At 58.9% G+C, this 16,515-nt stretch carries 13 protein-coding genes and 1 pseudogene; 7 read left to right on the forward strand and 7 right to left on the reverse strand.

All coding sequences use genetic code 11. The features are described from left to right. The 7 genes and pseudogenes from BN1189_RS16155 to BN1189_RS10345 form a co-directional block, all read left to right on the forward strand. Positions 1-705 (forward strand): annotated as a pseudogene (locus tag BN1189_RS16155) (hypothetical protein); the annotation flags it as partial. A gap of 38 nt (positions 706-743) precedes the next feature. Continuing rightward, positions 744-1,706 carry an AAA family ATPase gene (locus tag BN1189_RS10320; protein ID WP_052455817.1) on the forward strand — a complete coding sequence of 321 codons (963 nt, stop codon included), beginning with the start codon at positions 744-746 and terminating at the stop codon, positions 1,704-1,706. After that, positions 1,703-2,578, forward strand: coding sequence for a DUF58 domain-containing protein (locus BN1189_RS10325; RefSeq protein ID WP_052455809.1), 876 nt, complete (start codon positions 1,703-1,705; stop codon positions 2,576-2,578). The genes BN1189_RS10320 and BN1189_RS10325 overlap by 4 nt, the downstream gene beginning before the upstream one ends. Positions 2,579-2,638: 60 nt before the next feature. After that, positions 2,639-4,399 carry a vWA domain-containing protein gene (locus tag BN1189_RS10330; RefSeq protein WP_040227884.1) on the forward strand — a complete coding sequence of 587 codons (1,761 nt, stop codon included), beginning with the start codon at positions 2,639-2,641 and terminating at the stop codon, positions 4,397-4,399. Next, complete coding sequence (locus BN1189_RS10335) at positions 4,383-6,959, forward strand: VWA domain-containing protein (protein WP_040227886.1); 2,577 nt, start codon at positions 4,383-4,385, stop codon at positions 6,957-6,959. Before BN1189_RS10330 ends, BN1189_RS10335 begins: the two co-directional genes overlap by 17 nt. A 348-nt stretch (positions 6,960-7,307) precedes the next feature. Further along, positions 7,308-7,583, forward strand: coding sequence for a helix-turn-helix domain-containing protein (locus tag BN1189_RS10340; RefSeq protein ID WP_040224721.1), 276 nt, complete (start codon positions 7,308-7,310; stop codon positions 7,581-7,583). After that, positions 7,577-8,455: an IS3 family transposase gene (locus BN1189_RS10345; RefSeq protein ID WP_052455554.1), complete on the forward strand. Its 879-nt coding sequence runs from the start codon at positions 7,577-7,579 to the stop codon at positions 8,453-8,455. The genes BN1189_RS10340 and BN1189_RS10345 overlap by 7 nt, the downstream gene beginning before the upstream one ends. A gap of 188 nt (positions 8,456-8,643) precedes the next feature. Here BN1189_RS10345 and BN1189_RS10350 read toward each other — a convergent pair whose 3' ends face one another. The 7 genes from BN1189_RS10350 to BN1189_RS10380 all read right to left on the reverse strand — a co-directional run bounded on the left by BN1189_RS10350 (position 8,644) and on the right by BN1189_RS10380 (position 16,485). Beyond that, positions 8,644-9,861, reverse strand: coding sequence for an MFS transporter (locus BN1189_RS10350; protein WP_040227984.1), 1,218 nt, complete (start codon positions 9,859-9,861; stop codon positions 8,644-8,646). A 263-nt stretch (positions 9,862-10,124) separates the two neighbouring features. Beyond that, complete coding sequence (locus tag BN1189_RS10355) at positions 10,125-11,201, reverse strand: ABC transporter substrate-binding protein (RefSeq protein WP_040227888.1); 1,077 nt, start codon at positions 11,199-11,201, stop codon at positions 10,125-10,127. Further along, complete coding sequence (locus BN1189_RS10360) at positions 11,198-11,998, reverse strand: ABC transporter permease (RefSeq protein WP_040227889.1); 801 nt, start codon at positions 11,996-11,998, stop codon at positions 11,198-11,200. The genes BN1189_RS10355 and BN1189_RS10360 overlap by 4 nt, the downstream gene beginning before the upstream one ends. Next, a complete protein-coding gene (locus BN1189_RS10365; RefSeq protein WP_040227890.1) occupies positions 11,982-12,806 on the reverse strand; it encodes an ABC transporter permease in 825 nt (274 codons plus the stop codon). The genes BN1189_RS10360 and BN1189_RS10365 overlap by 17 nt, the downstream gene beginning before the upstream one ends. Next, the gene (locus BN1189_RS10370; RefSeq protein WP_040227891.1) at positions 12,796-13,902 is read right to left on the reverse strand and encodes an ABC transporter ATP-binding protein; all 1,107 of its coding nucleotides are present in this window, start codon (positions 13,900-13,902) and stop codon (positions 12,796-12,798) included. Before BN1189_RS10370 ends, BN1189_RS10365 begins: the two co-directional genes overlap by 11 nt. An 18-nt stretch (positions 13,903-13,920) precedes the next feature. After that, entirely contained in the window at positions 13,921-14,463 is a 543-nt protein-coding gene (locus BN1189_RS10375) for a helix-turn-helix domain-containing protein (RefSeq protein WP_040227892.1), read from the reverse strand. Between the two features lie 567 nt (positions 14,464-15,030). Continuing rightward, positions 15,031-16,485 carry a hypothetical protein gene (locus tag BN1189_RS10380; RefSeq protein WP_040227985.1) on the reverse strand — a complete coding sequence of 485 codons (1,455 nt, stop codon included), beginning with the start codon at positions 16,483-16,485 and terminating at the stop codon, positions 15,031-15,033. Positions 16,486-16,515 lie beyond the last annotated feature (30 nt).

A 16,515-nucleotide genomic window follows, 5' to 3' on the forward strand; every position in this document is an offset into this window, starting at 1 on the left:
GCGGACGAGAAACTCGCGAAGCTCGGCCGGTCTGCCGGCGGCAGCCTCGCTTCAGGTGAACCGGCCGGGGAGAACGGGACTGGCGGCAGTGAAAAAACCGGCGGAGACCCGCCGCCGGGGAGCGACGGCGGGCCTGCCGGGTCGGATGCTGCTCCGGGAAGCGACGGGAACAGTAGCGGAAACGCCGGCGGCCCGGGCAACGGGACGGATCAAGCCGGCGGCCAGGGCGGTTCTGGCCAGAACGGTGTTGGCCAGGACGGGGCAGGCCGGGACGGAAGCGCCGGAAACGGTACGGGCCAGGGAGGTTCGGGCCAGGGAGGCTCAGGCCAGGGAGACTCGGGCCAGAATGGCTCCGGCCAGGGAGGCTCCGGCCAGGGAGGCTCGGGCCAGAATGGCTCCGGCAAAGGCGGCGACGGAACAACCGGCAGCGGGGCGGGAATGGGGCAGGGCAGCCGTGACCTCGTCAGCACGCCTCCGCCCGGATTCGATCCGCGCGCACCCGTCCAGGACACGGGGAAACAAGAAGACGGCGGCCGGACGGAAAAAGGGACCGTCCCTGCCGGAAAAGGGACCGTCCGCCCGTACGGCGAGGCAACCGGCGACTATCGGGATGCCTACATGGAAGATGCCGGCCGTCTCGGACTGCCCGAAGACCTGCAGCGGATCTTGTCCGACTATTTCTCCTCGATCGAAAACAGAGACTAAGGAGGCGGAATGCCTTGGATAAAGCAGAATTCAGCGAAATGGGACGGAAGATCGGTGAAGTGCGCGCCGAAGTCGGGAAGTTCATCGTCGGTCAGGAAGAGGCGGTCGATTTTATTTTGTATGCGATCATCGGCGGCGGCCACGCCCTGCTGGAAGGGCTGCCGGGGCTCGGCAAGACGATGCTCGTCCGGACCTTTTCCGATGTGCTCGACCTCGGATTTTCACGAATCCAGTTCACGCCCGATCTGATGCCGTCCGACATCACCGGGACGAATATGATCGAACGGACGCCGGACGGAGGCCAGCGGTTCGTCTTCAAACAAGGGCCGATCTTCAGCGAGATGGTGCTCGCCGATGAGATCAACCGGGCCACCCCGAAAACGCAGAGCGCCCTGCTCGAGGCGATGGGGGAAAAGACGGTCACCGTCCTCGGGGAGACGCGGACGATGGCCGATCCGTTTTTCGTCTTGGCCACGCAGAACCCGATCGAGCTGGAAGGGACCTATCCGCTTCCGGAAGCTCAGCTGGACCGGTTCCTCTGCAAGATCCTTGTGCCGTATCCGGACGTCGGCGAACTCAAGGAAATCATGAGGCGGACGACCGGGGCAGGCAGCCCGGAACTGCAAAAAGTGATAGGGCCGGAAACCGTCAGAAGGGCAAGGGAACTGGCCCGGGCGGTGATCCTTCCGGAAGAGATGCTCGATCTGGCGGCGAGGATCGTCGTGGCCACCCGTCCCGGCGAGTCGGGCATCGAAGAAATCGACCGTGCCGTCCTGATCGGCAGCGGACCGCGGGGGCTCCAGAGCCTGATCGCCCTCGCAAAAGCCCGTGCCCTGTCGGAGGGCCGGTACCATGTGTCCATCGCCGACTTGAAAACGGCGGCCGCCCCCGCGCTCCGGCACCGCCTGATCCTGAATTATGAAGGGGAAGCGGCGGGCACTTCACCGGATGACCTGATCGGCCGGATCGTCGGGGATGTGCTCACCGGTGTGAACACATGAAGCCGGAGTTGTTTTTCCCTCCGGAATGGATGGCCCGGATCGGCCGCTGCCGGTTGGCGACCCGCTCTTCCCGGCGGGGGATGCAGCGCGGGACGAGCCTGTCGGCGAGGAGCGGGAACTCGCCGGATTTCTCCGATTTCACCGAATACCACCCGGGCGATGATATCCGGAACATCGACTGGAACGTGTACGCCCGGTCCGAAAAGCTGTATATCAAACGCTTCCGGGATGAGCGGGAACTCCGGGTCTCGGTCATCCTGGACGGAACCCGGTCGATGGACGGGGCGGGCCGGTGGCTGTTTGCCCGGAGGCTCGCCTGTGCGCTCGGCTTGATTGCGCTCGGTTCGGATGACCATTTCGCTTTCGGGATTGCCGGTGACGGCCGGACGGCACGGTTCAGCCGGAAAGGATCCGGGCACCGGCATGAACTGATCCGACTCCTGTCGACAGAATCGGAGCCGGACCGGACAGGCGGCTTTTCGGAAGAGGCATGGAAACTTGCCGGGCAGGGCACGACGATCCGTTTTCTCATCACCGATGGCCTCGAGCCCGCCGGATCGTTCCGGCCCCTGTTCCGCCGGCTGCTTTCGGCAGGCGGGGAAACCCGGCTGATCCTGATCGGGGGCGATGAAGAGGTTCGCCCGTCCGCCGCCGGGGATTACCGGCTCATCGACGCGGAGACCGGACAGCCGGTCGAAATGACGCTGACGCCCGCGGCCGTCGCCGGCTACCTGGACCGGCGGGAGGCTCACCGGCTGGAACTCGCTTCGCTTTGCCGGGAGTTCGGAATCCCCATTTTGGAGGCCGACCCGTCCGGAGGGGTTGACGGGTTCGTGAACGGCGGGATGCGCAGGGCCGGATGGGTGAGCTGACCCGTTCGGGAAGCTGACGGGCCGTTTTGACAAGTGCGCATGCGGAGAGGGGGAAAGCAGATGGAGTTCGGAACACCGGGCATGATTTGGACGGCTGCCATTCCGGCGGCGGTCCTGCTTTACTATTTTTACCGGAGACAATATGAAGAACGCCGTATTCCGAGTGTTTTGTTCTGGGAGGAATCGCGCCGCCATGCGGAAACCGTCCCGTTTCTTCGCCATCTCCGCAGAAATGCCCTGTTTTATCTCCAGATGGCGTCTCTGCTCCTTCTCGTGCTCCTTCTGCTCAGCCCGCGATCGAGCGGCGCCTTCCAGGAGACGGGGGACCTGATCATCGTTGCCGATCTGTCTGCGTCGATGCTCGCGGAAGAAGACGGGAAAAGCGTGTTGGAGCGGCACCGTCCGCTCATGCGGAAGCTGGCGGAACAAGCGGATGAACGCCCAGTTACCGTCATCCGGGCGGGGAAGAGCCCGGAGATTCTGCTGGACGGCACGCGGGACAGCCGGCAGGCCGTGAGGGTCATCGACGATCTGGACATTTCCTATGAACCCGGGGAAATGGAGACGACGCTGCCGTTCGCGAAGACGGCAGCCCGCGGAAGGCCTGCGACGATCCACGTATTCACTGACGGACCGGCAGGGGATCTGCCGGAAGGAACCGGCGGCATCGCCTGGGAGATCCATGCGGCGGCACATGCGCCGGATAATGTGTCGGTCGAAGTGTTCGGCGTCGCGCGAACAAGCGACGGCCTGTCGGCAATCGCGAGGATTTCCAATGACTCGGAAGCTGAAAAACGGGCAGCCGTGACGGTCCGGGACGCGGACGGCGTGACGGCCGGAAGCCCGAAAGAAATCATGCTGCCCCCCGGCGGGACGGAAAACATCCGGTTTGACGGCCTGCCGGATTCTCCGGCGTTTTCTCTTGAGGCCGAAACCGATGACGGCTATGAACCGGATAACCATGCGTTTGCGGTGGCGGGCGGGCGGCATCTGCCCGTCTTCGCGGATGCCGGTCTCCACGAACTCGTCCATAAGGGACTGCAGGCGGCTGGCGCGGACGCGGTGCTGGTTGCCCCCGAGGAAGCGGCTGCAATTCCGGAAGAGGCGGTCGTATTCACGAAGGATGAGGAACTGTTCCAAAAGCGGAACGGGCGGACGGTGCTGTTCGGCCGGCCGGACTTTGAACCGTCGGAAGAGCCGGCCGTTGTCACGACTTCCGATGACCCGCTGTTTTCCTATGCATCGCCGGAAGGAATATATGTTTCGGGCGTCTACCCGCCGTTTGACGGGTTTGCGTCCGTGGCCGAAGCGGGTGGCCGCCCGTTCGTCCAGCGTGCCGCAGACGGAAAGATCGCTGTTTTGGCCGATGTTTCCATGACGGACTGGCCGCTCCGTCCTTCGTTCCCTCTTTTTCTTTGGAGTGCAATCGACTCATTTTCAAGAGAAGACGGCGCGCTCGGCTCGTTCCTTCCCGGCGAAGTCAGGCCCGTCTCCGCTCCGTCATCGGGCGGCAGTTGGGAATTATATACGGCGGACGGTGAATTCAAAGGCGAGATTGCCGGCGGTGAAGCACTTCGCGCGCCGGCAAAGCCGGGTTTGTATGTGCTGAGGTCAGGGGACGATGCGCGCCACTTGGCGGTAACGCTGCCGGACTCCGAGAAGCGTCCGGCGTCGGGTCCGTCGTTCACAGCCGGTGAACAGGGCGGGAAGGCGGTGGCCCGGGAAGAGCCGGTTTCACCGGCCGTGCCGCTCATCCTACTCGTGCTGGCCCTGATTTTGGCGGAATGGGAGGTGCAGCGCAGACATGGACTTTCGTATTGAACAGCCGTACTGGCTGCTTCTTGCCGTTCCGGCGGCGATTTACCTGGCGTGGTCTTACCGGAAAGCCGTAAAAGGAAGCGGCCGGAGGGGTGGCCTGCTGCTTGGCCTGCGCTCGCTGGCCGTTCTGCTGCTTGTAGTCGCGGCGGCCTCCCCTTATCTTCTGCTCAGGACGGGCGAGGAAAAGATTTTCATTCTCGCCGACCGCTCCGCTTCGATGGGCGGAACGGAACCTGAACTCGCTTCCTGGCTGGCCAAAGTAACGGAAAACCGAAAAGACAAACAGCAGCTTCGGGTGCTGTCCTTTGCCGGCGGAACGAACGAAGCGCCTGCGGACGGTGCGCTCCGGGAAGATACGGAACCCGTTAAAGCCGGAGAAACGGATATCGAGCAGGCCATCCGCCACGCCGCAGCGGCGGCGGGAGGAGACCCCGCACGGATCGTCCTGCTGAGTGACGGGAAAGAGACGGGGGGAGACGCGCTCGCATATGTCAGCTCGCAGCTGCCCGAAGGAATATCGGTGGACGGCTCCCTCGTTCCCGCCCCGCAGCAGGAGGACGCTGCCATCTCGGCTTTCCGGATTCCGCCGTCCGGCCGTTCGGGGGAGCGCCTCAAGCTGGAAGTGGATGTGGAATCGACGAAAGAGGCATCCGCCCGGCTGCTCCTGTTCCGGGATGACCGGCCCGTCTCTGAAAAGTCCGTGCAGCTTGCCGAGGGCGAGAACCGGTTTTCGTTTGATGAATTGCAGGATGAAGAAGGATTCATCAAATACGAGGCGCAGATCATCATGGAAGGGGACGGCATCCCGGAAAACAACCGGATGGCCGCTGCCACAGAAATCGAAGGACCGCCGAAATTCCTCGTTGTCGGCACGGAGGAGGCCCCAAGCCCGCTCGGGAAATGGATCGGCGGCGGGGAGGCCGGGGTCGATTCGATCAGCGCCGGGGAGTTGCCGAATGATCTTTCCTCCTATCTGTCCTACGACGGCATCATTTTCGATAATGTGCCGGGCCATCTGGTCGGCGAAGACCGGATGGCGGTCATCAGCCAGGCCGTGCAGACGTTCGGAACCGGGTTCATGATGGTCGGCGGCGAAGAGAGCTTCGGACTCGGCGGCTATTACAAAACGCCGATCGAGGAGCTGCTTCCGGTCAACATGGACGTGACGGGGACACATATCATCCCTTCCCTCGGACTTGTCATCGTCCTGGACCGGTCCGGCAGCATGACCGGATCCAAGCTGGAACTGGCCAAGGAGGCGGCCTCCAGATCCGCCGCACTTCTACGGAAGGACGACACACTCGGGTTTATTGCATTCGATGACAGTCCGTGGGAAGTCATCGAAACGGGCCCTGTCGGCGAGCCGGACGAGGCGGTCGAGAAAATCTACTCCGTCACGCCCGGCGGCGGGACGGACATCTTCCCTGCCGTCGCACTGGCCGTTGAGCGTCTGAAGGAAGTGGATGCGGAACGGAAGCACATGATCTTGCTGACGGACGGCATGTCGGCCGAGACCGGGGACTACGGGACCGTGCTCCGTGAAGCGGAAGAAGACGGCATCACCCTGTCCGCCGTCGCCATCGGATCCGACGCCGACCGGGTCCTGCTCGAGCAGCTGGCGGGGCTCGGATCCGGACGATTCTACGATGTACGGGATCCCGATACCGTCCCGGCCATCCTGTCGAGGGAAACGGCGATGCTGTCCCGGACGTATATCGTCGATGAGCCGTTCCGCCCGCTCGTCCGGGGAGGGGCCGGCTGGGAAGTCCTGTCGGGAGCACTTCCGCAGATGAACGCCTACATTGCGACGACCGCAAAGCCCGCCGCCGACGTCATCATGGAAAGTCCGGAAGGAGACCCGGTCATCGCCGAATGGCGGTACGGGCTCGGCCGGACGATCGCCTATACGTCGGGTTCCGGCGGCTGGAGCGGCGGATTCGCTTCGTGGGAAAACTGGCCGGCCCTCTGGACGGCGGCCGCCGCCCGGATGCTTCCGGATTACCGCGATGAGCCGTTCGATGTCCGGATGAGCGGGGACGGATCCTTCCTCGTGTCGGGCACCGGTTCTTCTTCCTTCCTGGACATCGCGGTCGCAGATGAGCAGGGCAGGGAGCTGGAAGCGACGGTTGACCCGGTCGGACCGGGGAGCGCCCGGGTCCGGCTGGATGAAGCTGCCCCGGGTCTCGTGTTCTTCCGTATTTCCGGAGACGGCGAGTCGTACGCCAAGGCCGGGGTTTCGATTCCGTACGGAAAGGAATACAAACCCGGCCCGGCAGACGGAGAATTCATGGCCGCCCTGGCCGAAGAGACCGGCGGAAAAATGCTGGACGCTCCCGAAGAGGCTCTCCGGCCGCTCGGGGAAAAAGAGACCGACTCACGTCCGGTCTGGCATTGGTTCGCCCTCGCAGCGATGCTCATCTTCTTTGCCGACATCACTCTGCGGCGGTTCGGACTGCCGTCACGGACTCCCGGACTCAGAGTGAGGAGGAAAGATGAAAATGACCCGCAGGAAAGCGAATCAAGCATCGGCCGGCTGCTGGATGCCAAGAGAAGAGACCGTTGAATGTCCGCATCCGGCATCGAGTCGTCCAGTTTTTTTGTTCCAGCCGGGTATCCGGCCGAGTCGTCCGTATCCGGCCTTGAGTCGTCCGCATATCGGTCCGAGTCGTCCGTATCCGGCCCTGAGTCGTCCGTATCTCGGTCCGAGTCGTGCGCATCCGACCTCGAGTCGTCCAGGTTTTTATTTCCAACCGGGTATTCGGCCGAGTCGCCCGCATCCGGCCCTGAGTCGTCCGCATTCGGCCTTGAGTCGTCCAGGTTTTAATTTCCAACCGGGTATCCTGATATGGTCCCCTTAGAGTTTACACCTTGATTCTGTCACACTAGGAGTAACGAAAAGGGGTGCCGAAAAATGAACCAGAAGCGGGATTACGATATAAAAGTGAAAGCAGTGGAGGAATTTTTTGAAGGCTCTTCCACTGAGGAGTTGGCTCTTTCGTACAATGTCTCGGATCGGACGATCCGACGCTGGGTCGAAAAAGTGGAGATGGATGGCTTCGAGGCTTTGCATGACGCCAGGGGCAAGAATGGCCGGAAACCGTCGGATGAGAAGGATGCTCTGATTGAACTGCAGAAGGCGGAGATCCTCCTCTTAAAAAAGCTCTTGGATCTGAAAAGGGGGTGTTAAGCAAACAAGATAGTTTCCTGTTCATCGACCTGAATAAGGACACCTTTTCGGTCTCCCTCCTCGCGGAGGCGTCGGATGTCTCCCGGCAGGGTTATGCCAAGTGGAAGAAGCGGCAGGATCACTCTGCCCAGGATCTCAAGGATGAGCAGATGTTTCACTATATCTCCAAGGTGTTCGCCAAGTCCCGGGGAACCTATGGGCGACGCCGGATCAAGCTGGCGCTCCAGAGAGAGTTCGGGCTCACCGTCAATATCAAGCGAATCTCCAGAATCATGCGCCGATATGGGCTCAAATGTCGGATTCGCCGCAAAGGGTACCGTCACGGCGGTACAGAGGGGAAGGTGGCGCAGAACCTCTTGAAGCGTAACTTTAAAGCCACGAAGCCGATGAAGAAATTCTCGGTGGATATCACATACGTGCGCGCTTTCGTTCCTACGGAACACTGGACCTATCTGTGCGCCATTAAGGACCTGTACGACGACTCGATCGTAGCATTCGCCTACGGGCCGAACCAGGACACCGGCCTGGTCCTGGAAGCGCTCGAGATGCTGGAGAAGGTGAAAGGGAACCGGAAGAAGGCCATTATCCACAGCGACCAGGGCAGCCAGTTTATGAGCCTGAGATACCAGAAACGCCTTCAGTCGATGAACCTGACACCGTCCATGTCACGGCGCGGCAACTGTTGGGATAATGCATGCATCGAGAGCTTTTTCAGTCACTTCAAAACTGAGATTGCCTGCTTTGGCGACCCTCGGTCTCTTGAGGAGCTTCGGATTGCCATCGAGGAATATATCTACTTTTATAACCACGAACGCCTCCAGCTCAAGCACGGCGTGCCTCCTGCCGAGGTCGGAAGTGTGTTGGCTGCCTGAATCTTTATCGGACAGAATCAACTGTAAACTTGACAGGGACCAGACCACCAGGCCGAGTCGTCCGCTTCCGGCCTTGAGTCGTCCAGGTTTTTTATTCCAGCCAGACTTTCCGACAAGGCCAATTTAAAAACCGGACGGATCCCAGTTTTCGAGCGGGATCCGTCCGGTTTTTTCTTTGAATGCAGAATTCATCCCGCTGCCTGCACTTTGCGGGTGCGGAGGCGGTTGAGCGTTCCGCGGTTCCTGGCTGCCCATACGGCGGTGATGCCGAGGCAGGCCAGCAGGATGATCGTGCCGGCTATATACGGGGAGGCCATGTTCCAGTCGAATAACGTTCCGGCAAGCGCCGGGCCGAACATGTTGCCGAGGCTCATGTACGCGTTCATGAGGCCGGCGGCAAATCCCTGCTCGTTCCCGGCCATTTTGGAGATGAGTGTATTGATCGCCGGCCGGAGAAGGGACGTCGCGGTGAAGAAGAATGTGGCGACGAGCAGGATCGTCCAGAACGTGTTGACGAACAGGATGCCGACCATCGCGACGGCCGCCACTCCGAGATTCACGAGGATGACATTCATCTCCCCGAACTTCTTGAACAGCGGATCGACGACGAACGTCTGCACGATGACTCCGACGAATCCGCCGACCGTCAGCAGTACCGCAATGTCGGACGGCGTGTAATTGTATTTCTTGTCGACGTACATCGAGATCGTCGCCTGGAAGTTCGCCAGGCCGAACGAAAAGACGAGCATGATGATCAGCATGACGAAGTACGGCATCGCCGCGGAGCGCCGGAGCTGCAGGAAAATGGTCTCGGGACGCTTTTTCTCCTGTTCCGGCTTGACGACGGGCCTCGGGTCGGGAAGGATGAACCAGGAAGACGCCGCCGCAACGAGGGCCGCCGCGCAGGCGATGTAAAACGGGAACTGCATGCTGACATTGGCGAGGAATCCGCCGATCGACGGACCGATCATAAAGCCGAGCGACATCGACGCGCCGAGGTAGCCCATCCCTTTTCCCCGTTCTTCGAGCGTCGTGATGTCGGCGACGAACGCCATCATCGGCGGGATGAGGAAGGCGGATCCGAAACCGCTCAGGAACCGGGCAGCAAACAAGATCCACAGCTGGCCCGCCAGGCCGAAGATCAGCTGGGAAATCCCGAACACGATGAGGCCGAACACGATGAGTTTCTTCCGGCCGTACTTATCCGACAGGTTTCCGGACAGCGGGGAGAAGAGGAATTGGGAGAAGGCGAATGTGGCGATGAGAAAGCCGAGCACTTGCCCGGCCGCACCGAAGGTTTCCAAATATCCGGGCATGATCGGAATGATGAGTCCGATTCCCGACATGGCGATGAACATGTTGAACATCAGAATGTAAAGGGCAAAACGGTTGCTCTTTACGGCCATGGACATCACACTCTCTTTCTTTCGCGGCTCTAATCATCTTACCACATCGTGCCGGGCGAGGCGCCTTCTTTGACCGTATTATTTCTGTTTCATGATGGGACTTTGCTGGCCGGGGAGCACCGCAGAGTCTTCAGCCCGTGCCGTCCCCGAGGAAGTCGCCGTCTTTCACTCCAGTCAATCGATCGGAAGAAGGAGCGCTATTTAAATACAGCTTTGAATATGCAGAGAAAAACGACAAGAGCGCGGGGCTCCTGCCGTTTTTTCTAATTCATTTCCATCTTAAATTTCAGGAAGCGTTCGTTGTAGTCGCCGAGCATTTCCGGGCCGAGGTTCCGGTACACTTCGAGGTGCTCCCGGGCTTCTTCGTCCGGATAGAATCGCTCGTCATTGACGATTTCCGGATCCATCAGATCGAGGGCGTCGGCGTTTGGCGTGGAGTAGCCGACGTAGTCCGCATTTTGCGCGGCCACTTCGGGGTCGAGCATGAAATTGATGAATTGATGGGCGCCGTCAATGTTGGCGGCCGTTTTCGGAATGACCATGTTGTCAAACCAGAGATTGGAGCCTTCTTCGGGAACGGCGTAATCGAGCGACTCGTTTTCACTCATCATGTCGAGCGCCTGGCCGGACCAGGTGAGCGCGACCGTTGCCTCGTTTTGCTGCATCATCTGGGTGATTTCGTCTCCGATGATCGCCTTGACGTTCGGGGCAAGTCCGGAAAGCTTGGCGGATGCCTCGTCAAGTTCACGCACGCTCGTTGAATTCAGGGAATAACCGAGCACGTTCAGGCCCATCCCGATGACTTCGCGTGCACTGTCGACGAGGATGACCTTCTGATTGAGCGCAGGGTCCCACAGGTCTTCCCAGCTGTTGAAATCATAGTCGCCGTCCAGCAGTTCAGGATTGAATACGATGCCGAGCGTTCCCCAGAAAAACGGTATCGAGTATTCATTCCCCGGGTCGAACGCCAAGTCCAGGAAGTACGGATCGAGATGTTTCATGTTCGGAAGCTTCGAATGATCGAGCGGGATGAGCAAGTCGTTTTCCCTCATTTTTTCGATCATGTATTCGGAAGGCACGGCGATGTCGTAGGAAGTGCCGCCCTGCTGGATCTTCGTCATCATCGCTTCGTTCGAATCAAACGTCTCATAAACGACCCGGATGCCGGTTTCTTCGGTGAATTGCTTCAAAAGGTCGGGATCGATGTACTCGCCCCAGTTATAGACTGTAATCGTATCCGCCCCTGCGTTTCCGGCAGACTTGCCGAGCTCGCTGTTCGCCCAGATGAGGAGGGCGGAGGCGATGAGGACGGCGAGCGCCGCCCGGACGATGTCTTTCATCTTTTCACCCCCGTGATCGGCGTCTTGTTCCGGCTGTTCAGCGCGTAGTATCCGAGCACGAGCCCGACGGTCACGACGAACAGCAGTCCGGAGAGGGCGTTGATCGTGAGCGTGACGCCTGTGCGCGCCATCGAATAGATTTCAACAGACAGGGTGCTGAAGCCGTTGCCGGTGACGAAGAAGGTCACCGCAAAATCGTCGAGCGAGTAGGTGAGCGCCAGGAAAAAGCCCGCGAAGATGCCCGGCTTGATGTACGGGATGATGACCCGTGTGAGCACGTCGCGTCCCGAGGCGCCGAGATCACGTGCCGCATCGATCAGCGAATCGCTCATCTCGAGTAGCTTCGGAAGCACCATGAGGACGACAATCGGCACGCTGAATGCGATATGCGAGATGAGCACCGACGTGAAGCCGAGCCGCACGCCGATCGCCGTGAACAAGATGAGGAATGACGCCCCGATGATGACGTCCGGGCTGACGATCAGGATGTTGTTCAGGGACAGCAGCGTGTTCCGGAGTTTCCGGTTTTTGATATAGACGATGGCGAGCGCGCCGAGAACGCCGATCGTCGTGGCGAGCAGCGAAGACAGGAGGGCGACGATCACCGTGTTCAGCACGATCATGATGAGCCGGGTGTCCTCGAACACCGCCGCGTAATGCTCCCAAGTGAACGACTCGAATGAAGTCATCGTCCCGCCCGAGTTGAACGAATAAAAGATCAGGAAGAAGATCGGGGCATACAGGATCAGGAACACGAGGCCGAGGAATAGCTTCGGGCCTTTAGCGGTTTTTCCCATGGTTCGCCCCTCCTTTTTCCTTTTGTTCGGTGAACAGCATGATGAGGAACATGAACAGGATCAGGAAGACGGCGATCGTCGAGCCCATGCCCCAGTTCTGCGTGACGAGGAATTGCTGCTCGATGGCCGTCCCGAGCGTAATCACTTTGTTGCCGGCGATGAGCCGGGTGATCATGAAGAGGGACAGTGCCGGGATGAACGTCACCTGGATCCCGGACTTCACCCCGTTCATCGTGAGCGGCAGGATGACCCGCCGGAACGTCGTCCATGCGTTGGCGCCGAGATCGCGGGAAGCATCGATGAGCGCCGGATTCAGCCGGTCGATGGCATTGAAGATCGGCAGGATCATGAACGGAATGAAAATGTACACCGAAACGAAGATGAAGCTGAAATCGGTGAACAGCAGTTGCCGGTGGCCGATGCCGATGGCCGCGAAGAAGGCATTGATCGGACCATACTGCCCGAAGATTCCCATGAAGGCATAAGTCTTCAGCAGGAGGTTGATCCAAGACGGGATGATGATCAGCAGTAGCCAGAGCTGTTTATGCTTCGTCTTCGTCAGGAAATAAGCCGTCGGATAAGAGATGAGAAGCGAAAACAGCGTGATGAGGAAGGCATACCAGAACGAACTGATCGTGAGCTTCAGATAGATCGACGAGAAAAAGGCCTTGTAGTTGCCGAGCGTGAACCCGCCGTGCAGATCAAAGAAGGAATAGTAGCCGATCAGGACAATCGGCGCGATGACGAACAGCAGGATCCAGGCGCCGTACGGGATGAGGTAGAGTGCGCGGGCCGCCTTACTCTGCATGGCCCGTCACCTCATACGATTCGAGCCTCCGGTCAAAGTCTTCCTCGGACTCGTTCAATCTCATGACGTGGATCGCCTCCGGATCAAAGTCAAGGCCGATCTCATCGTCGACCTGCGCTTTTTTCGTCGAATGAACGAGCCATTCATTGCCGTCTTTGTCATAGGTCGAAAGCTCATAATGAACACCCCGGAAAAGCTGGGTGTCGACCTTGACGATCAGCTTGCCTTTTTCGGCAGACGTGATTTCCAGATCCTCCGGCCGGATGACGACTTCAATCTTTTCGTTCGGATCAAGCCCCGCATCCACGCATTCGAATTCCTTGCCGGCGAAGTGGACGAGCCGATCACGCACCATGATGCCGTCCACGATGTTTGATTCGCCGATGAAGTCCGCGACGAACCGGTTGATCGGCTCATCATAAATATCGATCGGAGTTCCGGACTGCACGATTTCGCCCGCATTCATGACGAAGATTTCATCGGACATCGCCAGCGCTTCCTCCTGGTCATGCGTGACGAAGATGAACGTCTTGCCGAGGCGCTGCTGAAGTTCGCGCAGTTCATACTGCATTTCGGTGCGCAGTTTCAGATCAAGCGCCGAAAGCGGTTCGTCAAGCAGGATCACTTCCGGGTCATTGACGATCGCCCGTGCAATAGCCACGCGTTGCCGCTGGCCGCCGGACATTTCGGAGATCTCCCGGTTCTCATATCCGTCGAGGTTGACGAACTTGAGCGCTTCGAGAACACGCCTTTTCACTTCGGCTCCCTTTACTTTCTTGATGCGAAGGCCGAACGCGACATTTTCGAACACATTCAGGTGGGGGAAGAGGGCATAGTCCTGGAACACCGTGTTCACTTGGCGTTCATTCGGCGGGACGTCGTTGATCTTCCGGCCGTTGAACCGGATTTCACCGTCGGACGGCTCAATGAACCCGGCGATGAGGCGGAGGATCGTCGTCTTCCCGCACCCCGACGGCCCGAGCAGAGTGTAAAATTTCCCGCGTTCCATCTCGAAACTGATGTGATCGAGAACGGTGGCATCTTCGCTGTAGCGCTTGGTGACACCCTCGAAGCGGATGATGGGCTGAGTAGTCATGTCAAACCTCCATATTCATTAAAGATAAGATTCGGTGGCGACGAGCAGGCACTTCGCCTCGCTTTTTCCGGCGTTCGAGACGCGGTGGACGTCGGATGCTTCATAGTAGATCGCGTCCCCTTCAGCGGCCTCGAATTCTTCCTTTCCGAGTTCCAGCCGGACTTTCCCTTTAAGGACATAGATGAACGTCTCGGCGAGGGACGGCTCAAACTCCTTGAACTCCCCGCCGGGTCCGAGGCTCAGAAGCACAGGCTCCATCTCGTTCTCATTGGACTCCGACACGAGCCAGCGGACGGTAAATCCCCGCTCCTCGTCGATGTTAAGCGTATGTTCATCTTTGTGGAACACCACTTTCCGGTGAATTCCGCTGTCATCGAAGAAATCCCTCGGCGACGAGCCGAGCACTTCCAGCAGGGAGAAGAGCGTCTCGATGGAAGGGGAAGTGAGGTCCCGCTCAAGCTGGGAGATATACCCTTTGCTCAAATCCGCGCGTTCGCCGAGCTCCTCCTGGGTCAGCCCCTTTTTCAACCGGAGCCGTTTAATCTTCTTGCCGATCTGCATCGGGAATCCTCCCGTCAGTTTACTATTATCAAACTTAAAGTTTAATAAAACACGTTTTTCATTATACAAAAAAAGAAACAAAAAGCAAAGGCCAAAAGCGGAGCGGGCCGTTCAGACCCGACAGGCATAAGACAGCCGGCGGCGTGAAGCCTGCTTCACAGAGCCGGATGACTTATGACCCCGAGGGTTTGGCCCGCGCAGCTGGACAGACCAAAAGCGGAGCGGGCCGTGATAAGGAAGTCTGCCTAAAGGCGCCGCTTCTCGGCAACGGCTGACTGACCTGCTCCCGCAGGCCTCCGACAGGCATAAGGCGCGTTGCAAAGTGAAGCCCGCTTCGCGGCGCAACGTGACTTATGACCCCGAGCCCCTGCCGCCCGCAGCTGGACGGGCAAAAGCGGAGGGCGCCCGTTTGGAGGCGACAGGCACAAGAGGGTCTGCGTCGCGAGGCCTGCCTCGCAGAGCGGAACGGCTTGTGACCCCGAGCCTCCGGCGCCCAAAGCTGGACGGGCAAAAGCGGAGGGCGCCGATACATAAAAACAGCGGCCTGAAAATCCGGCCGCTGTAGGTTCACAAATTCAGGTCGTCCCATCTCATCCGGAACTTACGCCAGAGCGTGCGGCCGAGCGTAGTGAGGAACAGATAGATCGACATGCCGATTCCGAGAACGGCGGTGAGCAGGGAAATCCACTCGAAGAAGCCGTATGACTCGACTTCCTTCCAGCTGAAGTCATCCTTCCAGTCATCAATGACGAGGTTCATTCCGTAGATTCCGGAAATCACGGTGAAGACGGTCAGGAAGAAGAGAAGCAGGTTCATCCGCGATGAAGCCGCGTTCTCCTGCACCCGGTACAATTCATCGAGCGTTCCTTTCACTTCTTTAAAAAGCAGATCTATATTGAAGGCTTCCCGAAAATGGGAGCTGAGCTCGCGGCCTTCCTGGCGTGCGCTGATATGCTCGAAGTAATACCAGGAGGAGAAGATCGTGATCAGCTGGATCAGCCGCTTGACGTATTCTTCGTCCTTATCCCATTTCAGCCGGCTATACTCAAAAGAGACGCGCAGCAACATGATCCGGTAAAAGTAATGAAGGATAAAGTTGTAGTAATGCGTGCTCATGAAGTGCGCGAGCGGACGCTCCATGCTGCTTCGCGGTTCAGTCGAAACGGCGGAAAACGAATAATCGGTCGTCAGCAAATAATAGCCCGGCGCCCACCGGTCGTGCAGATACTTTTTCAGATAGTCTTCAATATAATCCATGTTCGACGTCGAGATAAATCGCCTGCCCGATGCATCGAGCCCGTCAACCCGCCCGATCCGAAATAGCTGCTCATCCGTGATCTCGGTTCCCGGTTCGGCAAAGAAGAAGGCGTTCACATACATCCGCTCGTCATCGAAATACGGCAGGCTTCCGAAATAACCGGTCAGCCGCTCGTCGTGGATCACAAACGGTCTGATGGCTGATGCCGGGCGTTCGATCAGGAAGTCGTGGATGCTTCTGTATTTGCTTCCGTCCGGACAAGTAATGGAAGATCCCTTTTCCTCTTTCAGCTTGTTCTCTGCAGCCCGGAAATGCTGCGTGAAGTCGAGGATGCTGGACAGCGGAAGCGGACCGGCCGACAGCTCGACCCGTGATGTCAGAAACGCGATTCCGAACGGGGCGAGGATGATATCCAGGCTGATGATCCGAAATGGATAAGAGCGGTCCTTGACTGACAGTGTAAAGTCTTCGTTGATGGGCTTCGAGAACCGGCGGAACCCGTACTCGCCTGATGACTGAGGAAACAGCTTCTGCTCGACATACGGGAGAAAGTACTGGTCGAGCTCCTCTCGCATGACCCGGACGCCTTCCGGATGAATTTCTTCAATCGTGGAGGGGTCGTCCAGCGAGAAAAAACGGAATCCGTCCTCCTCCAGACGTTTGACGACTTCGCCGGCCTTCTTTTTCCGGTAGGCGAACGGAAGGATGAATGATAAGTGGGATTCCACAACCGTGAAATCAGTCGGTTCAGAGATGGATTTCATGAATTCACCGCAGTTCATTGTAGTTTCGTT

The organism is Bhargavaea cecembensis (assembly GCF_000826125.2).
Lineage (GTDB): Bacteria > Bacillota > Bacilli > Bacillales_A > Planococcaceae > Bhargavaea > Bhargavaea cecembensis_B.

What these genes read in the sequence shown, in the direction of transcription:
- BN1189_RS10320 (WP_052455817.1), top strand. Translation starts at nt 744, where the DNA reads ATGGGACGGAAGATCGGTGAAGTGCGCGCCGAAGTCGGGAAGTTCATC.
- BN1189_RS10325 (WP_052455809.1), top strand. Translation starts at nt 1,703, where the DNA reads ATGAAGCCGGAGTTGTTTTTCCCTCCGGAATGGATGGCCCGGATCGGC.
- BN1189_RS10330 (WP_040227884.1), top strand. Translation starts at nt 2,639, where the DNA reads ATGGAGTTCGGAACACCGGGCATGATTTGGACGGCTGCCATTCCGGCG.
- BN1189_RS10335 (WP_040227886.1), top strand. Translation starts at nt 4,383, where the DNA reads ATGGACTTTCGTATTGAACAGCCGTACTGGCTGCTTCTTGCCGTTCCG.
- BN1189_RS10340 (WP_040224721.1), top strand. Translation starts at nt 7,308, where the DNA reads ATGAACCAGAAGCGGGATTACGATATAAAAGTGAAAGCAGTGGAGGAA.
- BN1189_RS10350 (WP_040227984.1), bottom strand. Translation starts at nt 9,861, where the DNA reads ATGGCCGTAAAGAGCAACCGTTTTGCCCTTTACATTCTGATGTTCAAC.
- BN1189_RS10355 (WP_040227888.1), bottom strand. Translation starts at nt 11,201, where the DNA reads ATGAAAGACATCGTCCGGGCGGCGCTCGCCGTCCTCATCGCCTCCGCC.
- BN1189_RS10360 (WP_040227889.1), bottom strand. Translation starts at nt 11,998, where the DNA reads ATGGGAAAAACCGCTAAAGGCCCGAAGCTATTCCTCGGCCTCGTGTTC.
- BN1189_RS10365 (WP_040227890.1), bottom strand. Translation starts at nt 12,806, where the DNA reads ATGCAGAGTAAGGCGGCCCGCGCACTCTACCTCATCCCGTACGGCGCC.
- BN1189_RS10370 (WP_040227891.1), bottom strand. Translation starts at nt 13,902, where the DNA reads ATGACTACTCAGCCCATCATCCGCTTCGAGGGTGTCACCAAGCGCTAC.
- BN1189_RS10375 (WP_040227892.1), bottom strand. Translation starts at nt 14,463, where the DNA reads ATGCAGATCGGCAAGAAGATTAAACGGCTCCGGTTGAAAAAGGGGCTG.
- BN1189_RS10380 (WP_040227985.1), bottom strand. Translation starts at nt 16,485, where the DNA reads ATGAAATCCATCTCTGAACCGACTGATTTCACGGTTGTGGAATCCCAC.